The organism is Companilactobacillus zhongbaensis, from assembly GCF_003946515.1.
In the GTDB taxonomy this organism is placed as follows: Bacteria; Bacillota; Bacilli; order Lactobacillales; family Lactobacillaceae; genus Companilactobacillus; species Companilactobacillus zhongbaensis.
The window spans coordinates 1-19,078 of record NZ_RHOM01000038.1; the positions used below are offsets into that span (position 1 = coordinate 1).

General features: G+C 40.9%; 16 protein-coding genes. 7 read left to right on the forward strand and 9 right to left on the reverse strand.

What is annotated here, in order from left to right:
• Positions 1 to 174 precede the first annotated feature (174 nt).
• From EKM69_RS10925 to mmuM, 7 genes are all read right to left on the reverse strand, one after another.
• Positions 175 to 597, reverse strand: coding sequence for a MarR family winged helix-turn-helix transcriptional regulator (locus EKM69_RS10925; RefSeq protein ID WP_125711006.1), 423 nt, complete (start codon positions 595 to 597; stop codon positions 175 to 177).
• 86 nt (positions 598 to 683) lie between these two features.
• Positions 684 to 2,285, reverse strand: a complete 1,602-nt coding sequence (locus tag EKM69_RS10930) for a cation:proton antiporter (RefSeq protein ID WP_125711007.1) — start codon at positions 2,283 to 2,285, stop codon at positions 684 to 686.
• Between the two features lie 160 nt (positions 2,286 to 2,445).
• Positions 2,446 to 3,738 (reverse strand): dicarboxylate/amino acid:cation symporter, encoded by a 1,293-nt coding sequence (locus EKM69_RS10935; protein WP_125711010.1) that lies wholly within the window; start codon positions 3,736 to 3,738, stop codon positions 2,446 to 2,448.
• 474 nt (positions 3,739 to 4,212) lie between these two features.
• Complete coding sequence (locus tag EKM69_RS10940; RefSeq protein ID WP_125711012.1) at positions 4,213 to 4,464, reverse strand: type II toxin-antitoxin system RelE family toxin; 252 nt, start codon at positions 4,462 to 4,464, stop codon at positions 4,213 to 4,215.
• On the reverse strand, positions 4,461 to 4,691 hold the full coding sequence (locus EKM69_RS10945) for a DUF6290 family protein (protein WP_225423886.1): 231 nt from the start codon (positions 4,689 to 4,691) through the stop codon (positions 4,461 to 4,463). Before EKM69_RS10945 ends, EKM69_RS10940 begins: the two co-directional genes overlap by 4 nt.
• Before the next feature lie 137 nt (positions 4,692 to 4,828).
• Positions 4,829 to 6,250, reverse strand: coding sequence for an NAD-dependent succinate-semialdehyde dehydrogenase (locus EKM69_RS10950; protein ID WP_125711015.1), 1,422 nt, complete (start codon positions 6,248 to 6,250; stop codon positions 4,829 to 4,831).
• 593 nt (positions 6,251 to 6,843) lie between these two features.
• A complete protein-coding gene (mmuM, locus tag EKM69_RS10955) occupies positions 6,844 to 7,794 on the reverse strand; it encodes a homocysteine S-methyltransferase (protein WP_125711017.1) in 951 nt (316 codons plus the stop codon).
• A 159-nt stretch (positions 7,795 to 7,953) separates the two neighbouring features.
• On the opposite strand from mmuM, the gene EKM69_RS10960 reads away from it, so the two are divergent.
• The gene (locus EKM69_RS10960; protein ID WP_125711036.1) at positions 7,954 to 9,321 is read left to right on the forward strand and encodes an amino acid permease; all 1,368 of its coding nucleotides are present in this window, start codon (positions 7,954 to 7,956) and stop codon (positions 9,319 to 9,321) included.
• A 63-nt stretch (positions 9,322 to 9,384) separates the two neighbouring features.
• Here the strand turns inward: EKM69_RS10960 and EKM69_RS10965 are convergent, their stop codons facing one another.
• Together EKM69_RS10965 and EKM69_RS10970 are read right to left on the reverse strand one after the other, a co-directional pair.
• Positions 9,385 to 9,666, reverse strand: coding sequence for a putative quinol monooxygenase (locus EKM69_RS10965; protein WP_125711019.1), 282 nt, complete (start codon positions 9,664 to 9,666; stop codon positions 9,385 to 9,387).
• 512 nt (positions 9,667 to 10,178) lie between these two features.
• Positions 10,179 to 11,819 (reverse strand): FAD-dependent oxidoreductase, encoded by a 1,641-nt coding sequence (locus tag EKM69_RS10970; RefSeq protein WP_125711021.1) that lies wholly within the window; start codon positions 11,817 to 11,819, stop codon positions 10,179 to 10,181.
• 133 nt (positions 11,820 to 11,952) lie between these two features.
• On the opposite strand from EKM69_RS10970, the gene EKM69_RS10975 reads away from it, so the two are divergent.
• The 6 genes from EKM69_RS10975 (at position 11,953) to EKM69_RS11000 (ending at position 18,218) form a co-directional block, all read left to right on the forward strand.
• Positions 11,953 to 12,888, forward strand: a complete 936-nt coding sequence (locus tag EKM69_RS10975) for a DMT family transporter (RefSeq protein ID WP_125711023.1) — start codon at positions 11,953 to 11,955, stop codon at positions 12,886 to 12,888.
• 228 nt (positions 12,889 to 13,116) lie between these two features.
• A complete protein-coding gene (locus EKM69_RS10980; RefSeq protein ID WP_125711024.1) occupies positions 13,117 to 14,487 on the forward strand; it encodes a Na+/H+ antiporter NhaC family protein in 1,371 nt (456 codons plus the stop codon).
• A 70-nt stretch (positions 14,488 to 14,557) separates the two neighbouring features.
• Complete coding sequence (locus tag EKM69_RS10985; RefSeq protein WP_125711026.1) at positions 14,558 to 15,688, forward strand: acyl-CoA dehydrogenase family protein; 1,131 nt, start codon at positions 14,558 to 14,560, stop codon at positions 15,686 to 15,688.
• 41 nt (positions 15,689 to 15,729) lie between these two features.
• Complete coding sequence (locus EKM69_RS10990) at positions 15,730 to 16,542, forward strand: phosphate/phosphite/phosphonate ABC transporter substrate-binding protein (protein WP_125711028.1); 813 nt, start codon at positions 15,730 to 15,732, stop codon at positions 16,540 to 16,542.
• Between the two features lie 12 nt (positions 16,543 to 16,554).
• A complete protein-coding gene (locus EKM69_RS10995) occupies positions 16,555 to 17,739 on the forward strand; it encodes a cobalamin-independent methionine synthase II family protein (protein ID WP_125711030.1) in 1,185 nt (394 codons plus the stop codon).
• A gap of 8 nt (positions 17,740 to 17,747) precedes the next feature.
• On the forward strand, positions 17,748 to 18,218 hold the full coding sequence (locus EKM69_RS11000) for an OsmC family protein (protein ID WP_125711032.1): 471 nt from the start codon (positions 17,748 to 17,750) through the stop codon (positions 18,216 to 18,218).
• Positions 18,219 to 19,078: the final 860 nt, after the last annotated feature.

Below are 19,078 nucleotides of genomic sequence, written 5' to 3' on the forward strand. Positions count from 1 at the left end.
TCGTCAAAGAAGGAATCTACTATTTTAATCATGTAGATAGATCAGAAACAATAAATGGCCATACCCCTGCGGAATACAGGAGAATGGCCATTTAAGAAGTATTCAATTTTTATATTATTTCAAATGTCAACTTGACAGGGACCAGCGCAATTGCCCAAGCTTGATTTTTATTTTTTAAATTTCTAATTTTGTTAATTTTGCCAATAATTCCGATAGTTGTTTAACATCTTCAGTGCTAAGTAATGCATCGAATTTCTCAACTAGCACTTTATTTTTGGGGTCGTGGCCACAGTTGCCGACGGTCTCTTTAGCCTTGTCCGTCAGCTCAACCACGACTTCCCGATTGTTCTCAGGATTGCGTATCCGTGTGACATATCCCTTGTTTTCCAATCCCTTCAGGTGGCGAGAAATTGCTGAACCATTGATCTGGAGTTCTCTTTGAATATCCGTCTGAGTCATCTTTCCATGACGGTGCAAAAAAAGCAGCAATACGTAGCGAGTCAAATTGATATTCGTCTGACCTTTGAAAATTTCGGTCATATTTAAGTCAGCCATTTTTAACTGATAGAGTAAATTGATCAACTTCTCGACCTTCATGGAAAATACCTCCTAGCACACAGATTATGTGAATTACTGAACTAGTTAAATCTATTATACATCACTTTGTCAAAGGACAAAAACGGTTATTCATCTATTTTTTCTTCTTGTTGCGGAGCAACCGTATTTGGTTGCACGATCAAAGTCTCAGCCAGCAAGACTTCATTGTACAGTTCGAGCACGTAGTTTTGATACTTCGCCTCTTGTTGAGAGATCGTATCCAAATAATCCCGCTCGATCTGAAAGGCGTTCATGAAGGCCCGCATTTCCAGCTCTTTTTCAGGTCCCGTGAACTCAGGATGTTTAACGACATCGAGCCAAGCTCTAGTAAAGTCACGCATTTTGGTCCGTTGCTTTTGTGCCATCAAGTCAAACTTAACCGACTTCTTTACACGGTCAGGCATGTACATTTTGTCGATCGAAGCCAAAGCTTTTTTGACCATCTCGACTCTGATCTGGTCTAACTCTTGATCAGCATCTTCATCATCAACGTCTTTTTCAAGCAAAAATCTAAACGCAATCGTTGGGACGATCAAACTCAATAAGATCAAGGTGCAGGCTGACATTAAGACTAGATTAAAATCCAAGTTAGTGATCTTATACTCCGTTAGCATGTAGACTAAGGCTAATGTGACTGCACCGTGCACTCCACCGAGTGAAAAAATCCAACTCGAGCAATTATTCATCGACATTCTCATTCGTGCGTAAATGTACCTTGATGCTACGCCTATCAAATAGATAATGATCCCGATCCAAAGCCATTTAAACGTTAAACGATTGAAGTTTTCAGAAATGATGATCTTAACGAACATGTATCCTAAAACTACGAAGACAATACTGTTAAATAGCTCAGTGACCATCGAAATCAAGTCAAATTCCAAATGAACCTGACGAGCATTTAGTAAACGGCTCCGTTGAGCTTCGGCGTTATGTACTAGACCAGCACAAACGACCGCTATGATACCTGAAACGTGTAATAGCTCTGAACAATAGTAGAGTACAAACGGTGTTAAAAGATATAAAAAAGTTTGGGCATTCAATGAATTGAATGAACTACGTGCTAAAAATTGTCTGAACAAAACTAATATCCAAGCTATTAAAAATCCAAAGACCACGCCACCAACAGCTGAACGGAGAAAATCAACTAAGGTCTCGCCATAATTAATATGTCCATTGACATACCACAAAATGGTCATGTTTAACAAAATGATACCAGTAGCATCATTGAATAGTGATTCCATCTTCAAAAACGTTCCTTCTTTTTCAGGAACTTTGAGACCATTAGTAACTGAATCCATAGCGGTCGCATCGGTCGGTGTGCTCACCGCTGCCATAATAAACGCCAGTGGTAGACTGACTCCGGTAATTGCCCATACCCCAAATCCTGAAAGTATTAGGCAAACAACTACTAGGATAACAGTCATTTGAATGATGTGTTTCAGTTCTTTTCCCACTGAATTCAAAGGCGTTGCTTGACCTTCAAAGAACAATAACGGCGCTACGATCAGGCCAATAAAGATTTCCGAATTGAATTGAATCCCATGATCACCGAGAGCAGGGACTAAAGCGATGATCACCCCGGCAATCATACTGATATAACTGATCGATATTTTTGAAAAAAATTGAGCGATAAATATACTTATAACTGCAGCGATAATTATGATAAACGTTGAGATCATCAGATCCATGCGATAACATCCCCTTCAGTAACAATATTTTAAATATAGCACAATACTTAATAATTTATGACAAAAAGAAAAAGCCTAATGGAATCGATTTTTTCGACCCAAAAGGCTTTTTACATATTCTTACCTCAGTCCCCCTAAGGTAATCTCCTCTTGCACTAAATCAGGCTGTAGCAACAGATTTGCGCTTTTCCTCGGACTTAGCAACTAACTTAGCAGCAACCATGGAACTCGTTACGTTAGTAGTAGTTCTTGCCATATCAACGAAAGCATCGATACCAGCAAAAATACTGATCAACTCGACTGGAAGTCCTAAAGTAACGAACATGGCTGTCGCAAGCATAATCCCTCCACCTGGTACACCTGCGGTACCAAATGAAATGATCGGACACAAGATAATGATAACGATAGCTTGTGCCAAACTGATGTGACCACCCATTGACTGAATGGCGTAAACAGAAAGAAGTGGAGGCCAAATTCCGGCGCATCCTGACATCCCCATCGTCGTTCCCAACGAACCAACGAAGTTTGCGATGTTTTCTGGAACGCGTGACTTCTTAGTCAAACATTCAACGTAGAGCGGGAGTGTACCTGTACTACTTCTGGACGAAAAAGCCATTAATTGAGCAGGTACAATTGCTTTGAAAAATGCGATCGGTGAAGTTTTCCCCACAAATTTGAGTAAGAGTGTGTCGGTAAAGTAAATGTGGAAGAAGCAGCCGATAAATGTCAAAACAATGATCGTAAGTAGCGGTGTGAGAGCTTTGTAATCACTATTTCCCATAGTATCAGCCATCAAGAAGATAACTGAGTATGGTAATAGCTTAATAATTACAGCGATGATCTTATACACGATGGCATGAGATTGATCGATGAACTTTTTGAACGTATCCATTGAGCCAGCTTCTTTGGAAGACAAGCTAACGATAGCAATACCCACGATGATCGCAAAAAATACGACTGGGATAACTTTGCCATCGGCCATAGATTTGAACAAATTGTCTGAAAATAGATCAGTTAAAACTTGAGTAAATGGTGGCACCGAAGTTGGTTTGTACCCATCGACAATACTTAAGTGTCCGCCCTTTCCGATTCCTGAAATAACAGCCATCGCCATCCCAACGATCGCGGCTAACATAGTTTGGAAAAGGAGCCAAAAAACCGATTTGGCACCAATACTCTTTAGTTCTGTCATAGTTTTCATTGAGTAAATACTCTTGATCAATGAAACTAACAACAAAGGTATTACCATCATCGAAAGAACTCGCGTATAGATAGTACCTAAAACGGCAACGTACTCGGTATGCCCCTTAAAAATTATACCGATAACGAGACCCACTAACAGTGCAACTACTGATGCGAATGTAAAGTTCGATTTATTTTTTAGCAAATAAATCAAATAACAAGCTAGTAGAGAGACTGCTAGAGTTAATAAACTCCATAAGACAGTATTCATAATGAAATTCCCCCCGGATTCATATTGTGAACATTGCTCTCAACCACTTAGACATGTTACATGATTCACATTTGTTTTTAAAGCGTTTTCATTGAAATAAAATAATCTTTTTCATATTTTTTTGAAGTGTGATAATTATTATCGACATGTGTTTATTCTTGGAGAACATAACGGTGTTGTTAGTTGTTTTATTGGATATATATTTTGATTTTTTGAGGGGGGCATTGTGGTGGTATTTTGGTTTGTGGTTCACTGCCGGTTCCGGGGTGGGGCGCTATATGGGATTGGAACACGGCCGCACAAAAAATCCGTCACCGGGCAATCGTCAGAGATGACGTACCAATGGATATTCGATATAACGTGTATTTAACTACTCACTACAATAATCTGCAGGATGCTTTAAAAAAATTAAAACTAGTTATGATACACGAAATGTCTGATCATAAAACGGGAACTGTTTGTCAATGGAAAAGTTTAGCTTAGTGATGTTTTAATTGCCTGAATTATCAAATTTTTATCTCCAATTTCGCATAGCAATTTATATTTTCCAATAGAGTAAGAACACTTCTGTGACTCTCCCAATATTAAGGCTCTGCCATACAATTCAGGTTCCGTCGATCCTTCAAGATGTCTATTGATCCATTGCAAAATAATTTCTGAAATATTTTTATCTAACAACATTAACTGAGCAACAGCTGTTTTTGAAAAAAGGACTTCATATTTCATAATTTAATTCCCAACTTGTTGGCAACGTCTTTGATTGAATATCTAGTACCATCGTCATTTTTAACGGCCTCAGAATAAGCTTTTAAGTCGATGATATCCTCGATTTTTTCTACCATAGCTTTCTCGGCGAAACTATTGAAACTTTCTCCGGTGACTGCCAAATATTGATCGATTGCATCGCTTAATTCTTCGCTGATCCTAAGTGATTTAGTTTTCGTTGTCATCATCGATACCATCCTATTTTTTATTGATTTTATTGTAGCACTTTTGTAGCACGAAAATTCGAATGATTTAACGCAAGAAAAAAAGAGATATCACTCTCAATCACAGTGATATCTCTTTTTGCTTTCAACAATTATCTTGATTATTTGCCGTTAAATACAGCCAAACCACCAGCTGGGTTGTTCCAGTCTGGTTCTTGTGCTGTGACGATCAATTTTTCGTTTGTGAAGGCGTTGAGTCCTAGTTGACTCAATTCACGTCCGTAACCTGATCCTTTGACACCACCGAATGGCAATTCTGGTAGTGATACTAATAAGGAGTTTACGAAGACCATTCCTGTTTCGATTTTTTCAGCAACGGCTTTTCCGTGTTGAGCATCTTCTGACACGACGATTCCACCTAAACCTAGTTCTGAATCGTTTGCTAAGTCGATGGCTTCTTGATCTGAACCTACTTTGAATACTTGGGCTACTGGTCCAAACATTTCGTCGTAAAATTCAGGGTTGTCTTTGTCGATGTCTGTCAAGATCGTAGGTTGTAAAAATTGTCCTGGCAAGTCGATTGGTTCGTTACCATAGTAAACTTTAGCCCCACCAGCAACGGCCTTTTCGATCTGACCTTGGAGTTTTTCTTTAGCACGTTTTGAGTTCATTGGTGCAATCGTTGTCTTAGGATCCATTGGATCACCAGGGACTAATTTTTCAAAGTTTGCCTTGAGCTTCTTCAAAAATTCGTCGTACAAGTTGTCAGCCACGATAAATCTCTTATCTGATGTACATACTTGTCCTGCGTTGTAGATACGAACTCTCCAAGCCAAATCTACAGCTTTGTCGACATCTGCGTCTGAGAGCACGACGAAGGCATCTGAGCCACCGAGCTCCATTGAGTTCTTCTTCAAGTTTTTACCGGCATTTTCGGCAACTGATTGGCCACCACGTTTCGAACCTGTCAAAGCAACGCCTTGAACACGTGGATCAGCGATGATCTCTGATACTTGATCGTAGCTTGCGAACAAGTTTGTCAATGATCCATCTGGAGCACCAGCTTCTTGAACGATTTTTTCAAAAGCTTCGGCTGATGCTGGTGTGTTTGAAGCGTGCTTCAAGATCATTGGGTTTCCGACCATGAAGTTAGGTGCGAACACACGCATGATTTGGTAATAAGGGAAGTTCCAAGGTTCAACCATCATCAAAACACCAGTTGATTGGTGATAAATTTCGGCATCACCCGTATTACGTGAAGAAATTGGTGTTGGTTTGAGCATTTCGGCACCATTGTCAGCATAGTAGTCAGCAATGATGGCACATAGTTCGACCTCACCTTTTGATTCTGAGAACAATTTACCCATATCAACTGTGGCGATCTTAGCTAATTCATCCTCGTTTTTTCTCAAGAGATCAGCAATCTTGTGCAAGGCATCCGCACGACTTGCAGCCGGTTCATCTCTCCATTTCTTATACAATGCATATCCGGTACTCAATGCCTTCTCGATCTCGTCAGCAGTAGCACTCGGGTATTCCTTTACAAGTTCATTGTTATAAGGATTAACTGTCTTATAAGCCATACTCTTTCCTCCTAAATTCCTAACCAAAATAATAATATTAGTTATTCAAAAAATTACATAGTTATTCTAGAACAACATTTATTTTGTTTACAAACATTTCAACTCAAACGCTTTCATTTGTCAATCAGTTTGATTAGAAAAAAATTCAAAAAATAAACCGTTTTCACATTTAAGGAGCTTACAATAGTTGATATAACAACGATATCTACGTATAGACCAATTACAAAATATTTTGTGAAATAATTTAAACTTAAGACTTTCTTTAGCTTTAAAGTGGGCTATACTTCTTCACAATTGAGCAATAATGTTAATAGACCTTTCTTGTTAAAAAGCAGATTTTGGCTTTGTTTTTGAATGAAAAATAAAACTATTACCGTGACTTACTTACATTTGTTATAAAAAATCTCTCTAAAAAGAGAATAATCCGAGAAATTGCGTAATTACTATAGGAACAAAAAATGACATCCTGACGGATGTCATCATATTTGATGTATTTAGTTTTTTCCAAATTGTTTCACATGGAACATATTGTGGGAACGTACGATCAAAATACTAGATATTGTATTGGAACTGTTTTCATCAACAATCAGTAGTTATTTGTTGATGAAGCTGGCGATCTCCTTGATATCTGCCGGTGTCGTCCGACAACATCCCCCGATCAAATCAGCGCCACTTGTGATCCACTTTGGTGTTAACTCAGCAAAGTCATCATCTTGAGGGTTTTTCGTCCACGTTTTCGTGACTGGATCATAAATGTCACCATTATTAGGATAAACAACGATTGGCTTATCTGTGACTGCACGAATATTTTTGACTGCTTGATCGATATTTTCGAGTGTCGTGCAGTTAACACCGATAGCGGCTACTTGGTCAAAGACATTAAAATACTTCACGGCATCTTGCAATGGCGTGCCATCGCAAAGCGTTTCTGGGTCCTTGATACTAAAAGATAACCAGGCTGTTTGTTTAGGAAAATCTCGTTTCAACAAATTAACTAAGGCTTTGCTCTCGGCAAAACTAGGTTGAGTTTCAAAGGCAAATAAGTCGACACCGGCTTGGTCGAGTAGCTCCATCCGCGTTTGATGGAAATCCATAAATTCCTTTTCCGTCAGTTGATAGTCACCACGGTACTCACTACCATCTGCTAAATAAGCTCCGTAAGGACCGACACTTCCGGCAATCAAGGGATGCTTAGCCCGCTTTTTGCGCTCGTCTTCAGAAAGTGTTCCATAATATTCGTCACGAGCTTGATCAGCAATTTGCACAGCTTTAATGATCAAATCCTGGCTAGCTTTTTTACTCAAACCCATTTTCATAAATTTCTTCACGTTAGCTTGATACGTGTTAGTAATTGCAACATCGGCTCCCGCTTGAAAAAAACTTTTGTGAACGGCTAAAATTGCTTCCGGATTTTCAATCAAGGCGGTCGCTGACCAAAGATCATTGTCAGTGTTAACGCCTAGTTTCTCTAGTTCTGTTGCCATTGCACCATCGACCACTAATCCTGGACGTTGTTGTATGTTTTCTGAAATCAAATCAGTCACGTTCACATCTCCTTTATTGATAAACTAGTCTTGCGATATGTTTTCATGTAGTTTATTATTTAATATTAAACTTTTTTAATGATATTCTAATAGGAAATTTTATGCAAGGTGAACGCTGTGGAAGAAGAAAATAAAGAACACGTTAGTTTAAAACGAAATATGGAATCCCGCCACTTATTGATGATCTCTCTAGGTGGTGTGATCGGTACCGGACTATTCTTGAGTTCCGGTTATACGATCCACGAAGCTGGCCCGATCGGAACTATTTTAGCTTATGGGATCGGTGCGATCGTCGTTTACCTCGTCATGCTCTGTTTAGGTGAACTTTCTGTTGCCATGCCAGAAACTGGCTCATTTCACGTGTACGCCGAAAAATTTATCGGACCTGGGACCGGTTTTACCGTTGCCATCCTCTATTGGCTAACCTGGACAGTCGCCCTTGGTTCGGAGTTTACCGCTGCCGGTTTGATCATGCGACAGTGGTTCTCACAGTCGTCGACTTGGATCTGGAGTGCCCTCTTCATGATCGTCATCTTCGTTTCCAATGCTTTGTCGGTCAAATTTTTTGCGGAAACGGAATTTTGGTTTTCCAGTATCAAGGTTATCGCCATCGTCTTGTTCATCGTCGTCGGATTCTTGGCAATTTTTGGAGTTATTCCTATTAAGGGCTACTCACACGCCCCAATGTTCACCAATCTAGTCAAAGATGGCATCTTCCCCAATGGATTCAAGGCCGTCTTTACTACGATGTTGACTGTTAACTTTGCTTTTTCGGGAACTGAATTGATCGGCGTTACCGCCGGTGAAACGAAAGATCCTGGCAAAAACATCCCTCGGGCGATCCACACGACCTTACTCCGATTGGTGATCTTCTTCATCGGAAGTATTGTCGTCATGTCAGCTTTGATCCCCTGGCAAAAAGCCGGCGTTGATCAAAGTCCTTTCGTTCTAGTATTTAAGAGTATTGGCTTGCCTTTTGCCGGTGACTTGATGAATTTTGTTGTTCTGACAGCAATTTTATCCGCCGCAAATTCTGGATTATACGCTTCAACAAGAATGTTGTGGTCACTAGCTCATGAAGGAATGATCCCGATGAAATACGCTAAAACTAACGAACACGGAGTTCCAATGATCGCACTGTGCTTGAGTATGTTGGGTGGTATTTTGGCATTGATCTCCAGCGTCGTCGCTGCATCAACCGTCTACCTAGTGTTAGTATCGATCTCAGGACTAGCTGTTGTGATCGTCTGGATGGCGATTGCTTTATCAGAGATCAACTTCCGGAAGCAATTTCTCAAATCTGGTCACAAGCTGTCTGAGTTGAAATTTAAGACCCCTTGGTATCCAGTAGTCCCATGGCTAGCTTTCATCTTGAGCTTGTTGTCCTGTGTCTTGATCGTATTTGATCCTAACCAAAGATCGGCACTTTATTACATGGTTCCATTCTTGATCCTTTGTTACGCAGTTGAGAGATTTAGTTCTCGTGCTAAACGGAAAAAAGCTATTTCTTCAAATGAAATTGAATAAAATCACATAAAAAAAGCGTTCTAAAGTCTAATGATGACTTTGGAACGCTTTTTTATATATCCTTTAGTTATCCATACGGATGATCTCTAAATCTTCTGCTAAATAATCTCCGATGTGATCAAGAAATTCTTTAAAATGCGGTGTTTCGTTGTGTGAATCGACTGCAGCTTGGTCCTTCCAGTGTTCGATGATCTCATATTCATCGTCAGCACCTAATTTCTTGTAGTGGCCATACGAAACGTTGCCAGCTTCTGATCTTGAGCCTTGGACTAGCTTGTCGATGAAAGCTTCGTATTCTGATCTTTTTGCTGGGTTGATTTTTAAACTTACGTTGATGATTTTCATGGTTTGGTCTCCTGTTTTTATGTTTTATTTTACTGCTTGATTGGGGTGGTTTGTGGTTTTTGTTTTAGATTGGCGGGATATTTTAAATATGGCTTGTTTGTATATTTTGGTTGGTGGATCTCTTTTTATTTGCTACCAAACGGTCCTTTGATTGTTGGTAGATCTTCTTTTGATTGTTACCAAACGTTGCCTGTTTTATAGCGGAAACACGTTCCAGGGCACAGAAGTCTCCGGTTAACGCGTGTGGTCGCGTAACGGATTGGAAGAGATAAGTTAGTGCTATCTATTTTTTTCTTGCTAAACTTGCTGCATTTGGATAGTGCTTTTTTATCTTTATCTTCAAGGATGCTGAAACGAGCTCCGCGAGGTAGCGGCCTCCGGTTAACACAGGTGGTCGAGGCAGGGCTTTGCCGCACCTTGTTCGACCACCCGCGTTAATCCTCAGCAGCTGACCAACCTCGCTGCGCTCTCTGTGTTTTAATCCTCAGCAGCTACCCGTGCCTTTCAACGCTCTATCTTTTTCCGTTCTCTATTGTTAGATACCCACCATCAATATTAACAACATCAAACCCATTATTCCTCAATATCCGACTAGCGATGTACCCTCGTAATCCTGCACGGCAATATACGTAGATCGGTTGGTCTTTTGGTAGTTCGTCTAGATGCTCTCTGATATGGTTTAAGGTCATTAATTTGCTTGTTTTGACGTTTCCTTCGCCGTATTCAGAATCTTCTCTGACGTCGATTATGTAGGCTTTTTGCTCTACTAGTTTGTCTACTTGATTCCACTGGATGGTTTTTACTCGGTTGTTGATCATGTCGTCTGCTACGTAGCCTAAAAAGTTTACTGGGTCTTTGGCGCTGCCGTATGGTGGTGCATAGGACAATTCTAGCTCGGATAATTGATTTACTCTGGCACCAAATTTCATGGCGGTGGCGATAACGTCGATCCGTTTGTCGGCTCCTTTTTGACCAACTGCTTGTGCTCCCAAGATCTTGGCATTATTATCAAAAATTATTTTTAGATCTAATGGTTTGGAATCTGGATAATAGCTGGCATTTGATTCCGGATGCGTGTGGATAACGTGATATTTGATGCCGTGTTTTTGAAGTGCCTTTTCGTTGTCCCCGGTCGACGCTGCGGTTAAATTGAATACTTGAGCTACCGATGTGCCTTGAACTCCCTTGTAATCGACGTCGATACCGTTGATCACATCTGCAACTAATCTCCCTTGTCGGTTGGCAGGTCCTGCTAAAGGGATGTTCGTCATGGTGTGATCCACCAAGTTCTCGACTTGAATCACGTCACCAATAGCATATATATGAGAAAAGTTCGTCCGGAACTGGTGATCTACCTCGATCGTCTTCTTAACGCCCAACTTTATCCCAGCAGACTCAGCTAATTCGCTAGCGGGAGTGACGCCAATGGCTAAGATTGTGAAATCGGTCGAAAGATTTTGGCCATCTTGTAAGACTAATTTTTTACCATTGTCTTGGATTTCTTGTAAGCCGTTATTTAAAAACAACTTAACCCCTTGATTTCTGATCTCTTGATGGAGCAATTGTGCCATTTCAAAGTCTAGATTAGGCATAACTTGATCTGACATCTCAACTAATTGAACTTTCAATCCCAGTCTCTTCAAGTTTTCCATGACTTCGATGCCGATGAAGCCTCCACTAATGACCGTGGCAGTTTGGTCAGGATTACTAGCTGCTTGTTTGATCTGGTCCATATCTTCGATATTTCTTAAAGTAAAAATGTTATTTGCTTCTGCTAAGCCCGGAATTTTTGGTACGATTGGCTTAGCACCTGTTGAAATGATCAACTCATCGAAGCTTTCTTGATAAGTTTCGTTTTCTTTCAGGTTTAACACAGAAACTTCCTTATTTTCGGGATCGATTTTGGTAACTTCTGATAAATTACGGATATCCAAATTGTAGCGGTCAGACATCCCTTGAACTGTTTGGACCATTAATTCAGAGCGATTTTTTATCTTATCGCCAATGAAATACGGCATTCCACAGTTGGCAAAGGAGATATGTTCACCTTTCTCAAACATGATGATCTGATCGTCCTCATTTAATCTTCTTAAACGGGTTGCTGCAGTTGCTCCACCGGCAACTCCACCGATTATCAAAATTTTTCGTGCCATAATACCCTCCCATGTATTGTTTTTCATTTCACAATCATTATACCTATCCGGGGTATAATAAGCTATAATTATAAAGCTATAAGCTGTTCTTCGTATATATCATGATTAGTAAATAATTAGAGGAGATAATGATATGTTAATGATTCTGATTGGTGTTTTGATTGGTATCGGTCTGCCTATGCAAACCTCGATCAACTCACGACTAAAGGTTGCCGTGGGGTCACCATTTCTCGCTTCCTTGACCTCATTTACCCTAGGGACTATCTTCCTAGCACTCATAACTATCGCCTTGGACCATAGTTTAACATTTTCCGGGAGCCTTTTTAGTAGTCAGCCGATCTGGATCTGGTTCGGTGGCTTTTTAGGAGTGGTTTATTTAACTTCCAACATTCTCTTGTTCCCTAAGCTTGGCAGTGTTCAAACGGTTATCTTTCCGATCATGGGTCAGATCATCATGGGACTAGTCATCGATAGCTTCGGCTTATTCGACTCGATCTTGAAACCACTCAGTTGGACTCGTTTGTTCGGAGCTTTGCTCGTCATTGCCGGTGTCATCTGCACGGTTGCCATGGACAATATCATCCATAAAGTCCACCACCAGACGCTTTCCGAACCGAAAAAATCCGGACTGATGATCTGGCGGATCGCCGGGATAATTGCCGGTATGCTGGGAGCTTCGCAAACTGCTATCAACGGACATCTCGGGGTCGTCTTGCACTCATCCGTCAAAGCTGCCTTCATTTCATTTTTCGTCGGAACAGTCACTTTGATCATCATCGTCCTGATCACCCATCCCCAACTGAAACTGACCCACTCTAAAAATGGTAACCCTTGGTGGATGTGGCTTGGCGGTCTCATCGGGGCATTATTCGTCTTCGGAAATGCCTACTTGGTTCCAATCATTGGGACTGGTCTAGCCGTCGTCATCATTCTCGTTGGACAAATGACCGGTAGCTTGTTAGTCGATCAATTCGGACTGCTCCAATCGAAAAAAAATCCCGTATCACTCGTCCAGATCATCGGTATTTTAATTATGATTTCGTGCGTGGCACTGATTCGGCTGTTTTAAATTAAAAACATTATAATTAGGTTAATAAATTAGTCAACACATTAAGAATATGTGTTGACTTTTTTAATTTATTGCAAATTTTTGATTTATCTATTGATTATTGAAGCTTGCACTTTCATAAATATTTCTATACTGTGAAATGTGAAATATATTTCAAAGACATTTTTTAAGGGGGAATTCGTGAACTTATATTTTTGCAATTGCATGTAAGCGAAAACGAGATTTTTTATGAAAAATAAATCTGCAAATTGGACTTCGATCCTGCCATTCCTGATTTTTGTGGGACTTTATCTGTTTGTCGGGATCTTCCTAACGCTTTCGGGAAATCCGAAGGGCTTCTATGCGATGCCTGCCGCTATTTCCGTGATCGTTGGTATTATTTTTGCATTTATCATTTACAAAGGCACGATCGACGAGAAATTCAACAGTTTGATCGCCGGGTGTGGTGATAACAATATCATCATCATGTGCCTGATTTTCTTATTAGCCGGGGCTTTTGGTAGTGTTACTGAAAAAATTGGCGGTGTTGAATCAACCGTTAATTTAGGACTTCGTTTAGTACCTAGCCAATTCATCGTTCCTGGTATGTTCTTGATAGCTTGCTTTGTTTGCTTGGGCATCGGTACAAGCATGGGGACGATCGCAACTATCGGTCCAATCTGCATTACTTTGGCAGCAAAAACGGGTATCAACCCAGCATTGCTTTTGGGTGCTTTGCTTGGTGGTGCAATGTTTGGTAACAACATGTCGATCATTGCCGATACTGGTATTGCTATCACACGGATCTTGGACGTTCCGATCAAGGAAAAATTCAAGGTCAACATCAAAACTACTGGTTTAGCCGTTATCGGAACCGTTCTCTTGTACTTCTTCTTTGGCAACACTGGAGCTACAACGATCTCTGACATCGGTGGTTACAACCTAGTCAAGATCTTGCCTTACATTGCCGTTCTAGTGATCTCACTAATGGGCGTCAACGTCTTCGTAGTCTTAACTCTCGGTATCATTTTAGCGGGCGGTATCGGAGTTTACTACGGCGACTTCTCGATCCTTGGTTTCACTAGCAGCATTCAAACCGGATTTTTAAACATGTTCGATGTTTTGATTTTCTCACTCTTGATCGGTGGTTTAGCTGCCATGGTCAAGGATGCAGGCGGAATCGAATGGCTCAACATCAAGCTTAGAAAGATCATTGTTGGTCAAAAATCTGCCCAATTTGTTTCAATGCTTTTGCCAGGAGCAGTCGATGCCTCACTAGCTAACGATACCGTTACTTGTGTGGTAACTGGTCCGATCGTCAAAGATATTTCGGATGACTACAAGATCGACCGACGCAAGTCAGCATCGCTGATGCACACGACCGTCTGTGTCCTACAAAGCATCTTGCCTTACGGGGCTCAGATTTTACTCGCAACAAGTTTAACGTCTGGCAAAGTTTCACCTATCGCCATTATTCCATTCCTGTGGTACGGCTTTTTAGCATTAGGAATTTCAATTATAACGATTTTTATTCCATCGAAAACTTCTATTAAAGATAGTATTAATGAAAAGAACATCAATCGTTTTTCTGAAAAAGCTGTCGAGCCAAATCCACAGTAAAAAAAATTTTTAAATTAAACGCTTTCATTTTTTAATTAAATTTAGTTAAGAATCACGGGGGAAAAACAACATGACACACAATTACTACGAGGAAGCCAAAAAATTTGGGGAAAAATATCTTAAGCCTTATGCAGCTGATATCGATGAAAAAGGAAGATTTCCTAGTGAATCGATCAAAGCTTTACGTGAAAACGGCTATTTCGGCTTAGTCATCCCTAAAGAGTATGGCGGACAAGGCTTAGGCGTGGAAGAACACGCTCAAGTATGTACTGGACTTGCTGAAAGTTGTGCCAGTGCTTCACTTTGTTACATGATGAGTAACGTTGGTGCTTACTGCTTATCACTCTACGCATCAGAAGATTTGAAAAAAGAAGTCTTGCCTAAGGTTGCTTCTGGGGAAGCTATCCTAGGACTTGCTTACAGTGAATCAGGTACCGGTACTCACTTCTACCTACCAGAAATGAAAGAAGACACACAAGACGGCTACGGTATTTTAAGTGGTCGCAAGAGTTTCGTTACGACAGCTAGAGAAGCTGACTACTACCTAACGATCGCTCATTCAGAAAAACAAGATACTAACAACCTTTGGTTAGTACCTAAAGATGCTAACGGCATGTCATTTGAAGGCCACTGGGATGGAGTTGGTCTTCGCGGAAACTGCTCTGTACCAATGGTCCTCGACAACACTAAAGTTGACGACTTCTACAAGATCGAAGGAAACGGTGACGGCGATCGCTTGATCTTCATCGTCGGCCTAGCTTCAGCTTGTGCCGGTATCTCAATGGGCATCGCTGACGAAACTGCCAAATACGTAAAAAGCAGAACTTACTCAAGTGGTAAATCACTTGGTGACATCGAATCAGTTGAAACAGGCCTAGCTAACCTTTACAGCAATGCCTATGCAGCTCGTGAAACATTATTTGCAGCCGCTCAAAGTGTAGATGACAACGATGAGGACGCCTTCCAAAACGCCATCGCAGCACGTGTCAACTCAACTAAAGCTGCCGTTCAAAATGGTTCTGAAGGAATGAAACTATTCGGTGGAATCGGCTACGTTCACGACAAACAACCAATGGAAAGACTAATGAGAGATTCCCTAGCTGGCCAAGTAATGGCACCAGGAATCGACGTCCTACGCATTTGGTTAGGAAGATTATTAGTTGAATTGCCTTACATGAGAGACGATCAAGGCGCAAATTAAAAAAAATTTTTTATGAAACAAAATTAGGGGGAAATTTTAAAATGAGTAAAGAAACAATCAAATTAGGTGCCGTAGCATATTCACCATCAGTTACAGTCGTATGGGACATTATCAAGAAATATTTTGCAACAAAAGACGTTGATCTAGAATGCGTCTTCTTCAAAGACTATCGTGCACAAGTTAAATCATTAGTTGCTGGCGACATCGACGTAGCTTGGAACTCACCACTAGCTCAAGTTGAAGCTGATATCAAATCAAACCACACTTGTGGCTACAGTTACATGCGTGACACTGACTTAGATCGTAAGAGTACTTTCTTAGTTAAAAAAGACAGTGGTATCAAAGGACTTGAAGACTTCAAAGGAAAGACTATCGGCTTCGGTGCTATCGATTCACCACAAGCACGTCTCATCCCTCTTGAATATTTGCATGAAAACGGCCTAGAAGCAGGCAAAGACTTCACTGAAAAAACATTCGACGTTGATGTCGGCTTAGACGGCGACCACGTTGGTGGCGAAGTAGATGCCCTTCAAGCACTCAAAGATGGCAAGATCGACATCGCAGTCACAACTGAGATCAACCGTGAAAACTGGACTAAAGATGGTACTATCGATCCAAGTCAAATCGTAGTAGCAGCCTTAACTGGACTCTATGACCACTGTATTTTCACAACACGTCCAAACTTCCCAGAAAACTTGAAAAAAGACTTCGAAGACGGATTATCAAAAATGGACTACAACAATCCAGAACACAAAGAAATGATGGACCTCGAAGGTCTCAAAAAGTGGGTCCCAGGTAGAACAAGTGGCTTCAAACTACTTGAAAACGCCGTTGACTACTTGAATTTCTTTTAAGAGGTAATAAATATGCAAAAAACATATCCACTCTTCCCGACCTCACTGATCGGAAGCTGGCCGAGAAGTAGAGAAGTCTTATTAGCACAACGTCAGCACCGGAATGGCAAAATGTCAGACCAAGAATTCAGCGATTTGATCGAAAAAGAAACCGCCAGGATCATCAAGATCCAAGAAGACGAAGGATTAGATTTCATCGTCTCCGGCGAACTCTCCCGTGATAACTACTGTTCCTTCGTAGCGGATAGGATCGGTGGCGTCGAGCTCTTATCAATGAATGACGTCGTTGACTACATTGCCGACAAGCAATCTTTTGAAGACATCTTAGACGTCCTAGACGTCCCTTCGATCGCCATCAGAAATGCCATCTGTACCGGCAAACTAGAATATCATCCAATCGCAGTAAACGAACTAAAGCTATTGAAAAAATATACCGACAAACCAGTCAAAATAACGCTCCCTGGGCCTTATTTAATGACTCGTTCAATGTGGTTAGCAAAGCTTTCAAAAAAGGCTTACAACAGCAAAGAAGAGCTCGGACAAGACGTCGTCAAGATCTTGCAACAAGAAATCGACAGCCTCCAAGAACTAGGAGTGAACGTCATCCAATTTGACGAGCCAGTATTGACCGAAGTAGTCTTCACCGAAGGAAAAACTAGATCCTTCATGTGTGCAGCACTAGCTGAGAAAAAAGATCCACACGACGAATTAGAATTCGCCAAATCACTACTAAAACCCGTGATGGATCACGTAGACCGCAGCAAATCATATGCATCCCTTCACGTCTGCCGTGGAAACTGGAGCAATGACGAAAGCATCCTACTATCAGGAGCCTACACACCACTACTAGACCTCTTCGAAAAAGTCGACCCTGACATCCTGACACTAGAGTATTCCACACCAAGAGCTGGGGACTTCAGCACCTTAATGGCCTCCAAGCAGATCCGAGAAAATGACATCATCGGACTAGGAGTAGAAAACCCAAGACTGCACCAAGCAGAAACCGTCGACTTCATAACTGACAAAGTCAAAGAAGCCCTAGAATACCTACCACCAGAAAGAATCTTTTTGAATCCAGACTGTGGCTTCGCAACCTTCGCCAATCGCCCAGTCAATCAAGAAGAATTCATCATCAACAAGATCCATTCGCTAGTAGAAGCATCGAAAAAACTCAAAGAAGTAACAGTCACTGATTAGAGGGAATTATGAAAAGACTACTAAACGAGAGCAAATATTATAATATTAATCTACGTGCGGTTTCCAAAAACAAAGAAAAAAGCAAAATTTACCTAGACAACACCATCTACGACATCGACAAAGAAATCAGCTTCGACTCAGAGAACACCGAACCAACCAGCACCACACACTTCGTGGACGCACTGGCCAGCTCGATCATCTTCTCCATCACCAACTACGACAAAAAGCACGACGACGTAGTAGACGAAATCGAAGGCAAATTCAGCTTCCAACTCACCAATCCCTTATCATACATAGGAGTAATCGGCTACGAAGGCGAACCCAAGATCGACAAAGTAGACCTAACACTTTACATCGTCTCCTTCGCAGAAGAGGAAGAACTAACCAAACTATGCGAAAAGGCCATGAAAAACTCGATCATACTAAACTCGATCAAGGACAGTATTGAAGTAAATACTCGCATCAAACTAGTTTATTAACATCCAATCCACACTGTTGAAAACATTTTCGTAAAAACAAAAAGTTATCAACAAGTGGAAAACTTTTCAAAGAGTCAAAGATAAAAAAGACTCCATCAAAAAAGCGGCGTTTCAGAAAATCAAAATCTGAAACACCGCTTTTTTAGTATGTAGAAAATTAATAATACCCCCATACCCTATATAAAAAAATATGTGAATGAATAATGACAAAAATAAGAAAGAGGGATGTATGTCAAAAACCGCGAGATTGCGAGGAACGAGCAAGTGAGCAAAAAAGAATAAGAATAGATAAAAAAAGGAAAAAGGCGCAGTGTGGCGAAGCAAACACCAGCCCGAAAAAAATCAAGGCGAGAGTGCGGTCCCAATGCACGCGAGCCAATAAGCGAAAGCAAGCAATAAAAGTAGTGTTTCTATACTCTTATCCAACAAACAAAGGAAGAAAAGATTGCAACAAAAAGGTACGCCAGGAAGCAAAATGAGCGGAGCTTTAGTCCCGCGAACCGAGAAGCAGCAAAGAGCTCAAACAAAACAAATCTTGCCAAAAAAACTAGGAAGCACCTATTCCCCAACTAAAAACAAGGGGGGATTGCTCCAATCTAGACGGAGGGGCCCCGGGATACACACCTCAGCCGCCAGATTCCTCTTGGCGACGAAGGAGCTTAGAGGAAGGCTCGTATTTGAAATGCCCGAGTGGTCTTCTCGGGTAGTTCAAATCGATGCCGTGAGCCATATTTTTCAACCGGACGATTTAAATATAATAATTTTTTAAGCAGCCATTCCTGACATTTCTCGCATTTCTGCAGGTGTTAATCCGTTATTTTTGGTTGTTCTTCTTTCTGTGTTGAAATATATGATGCCTT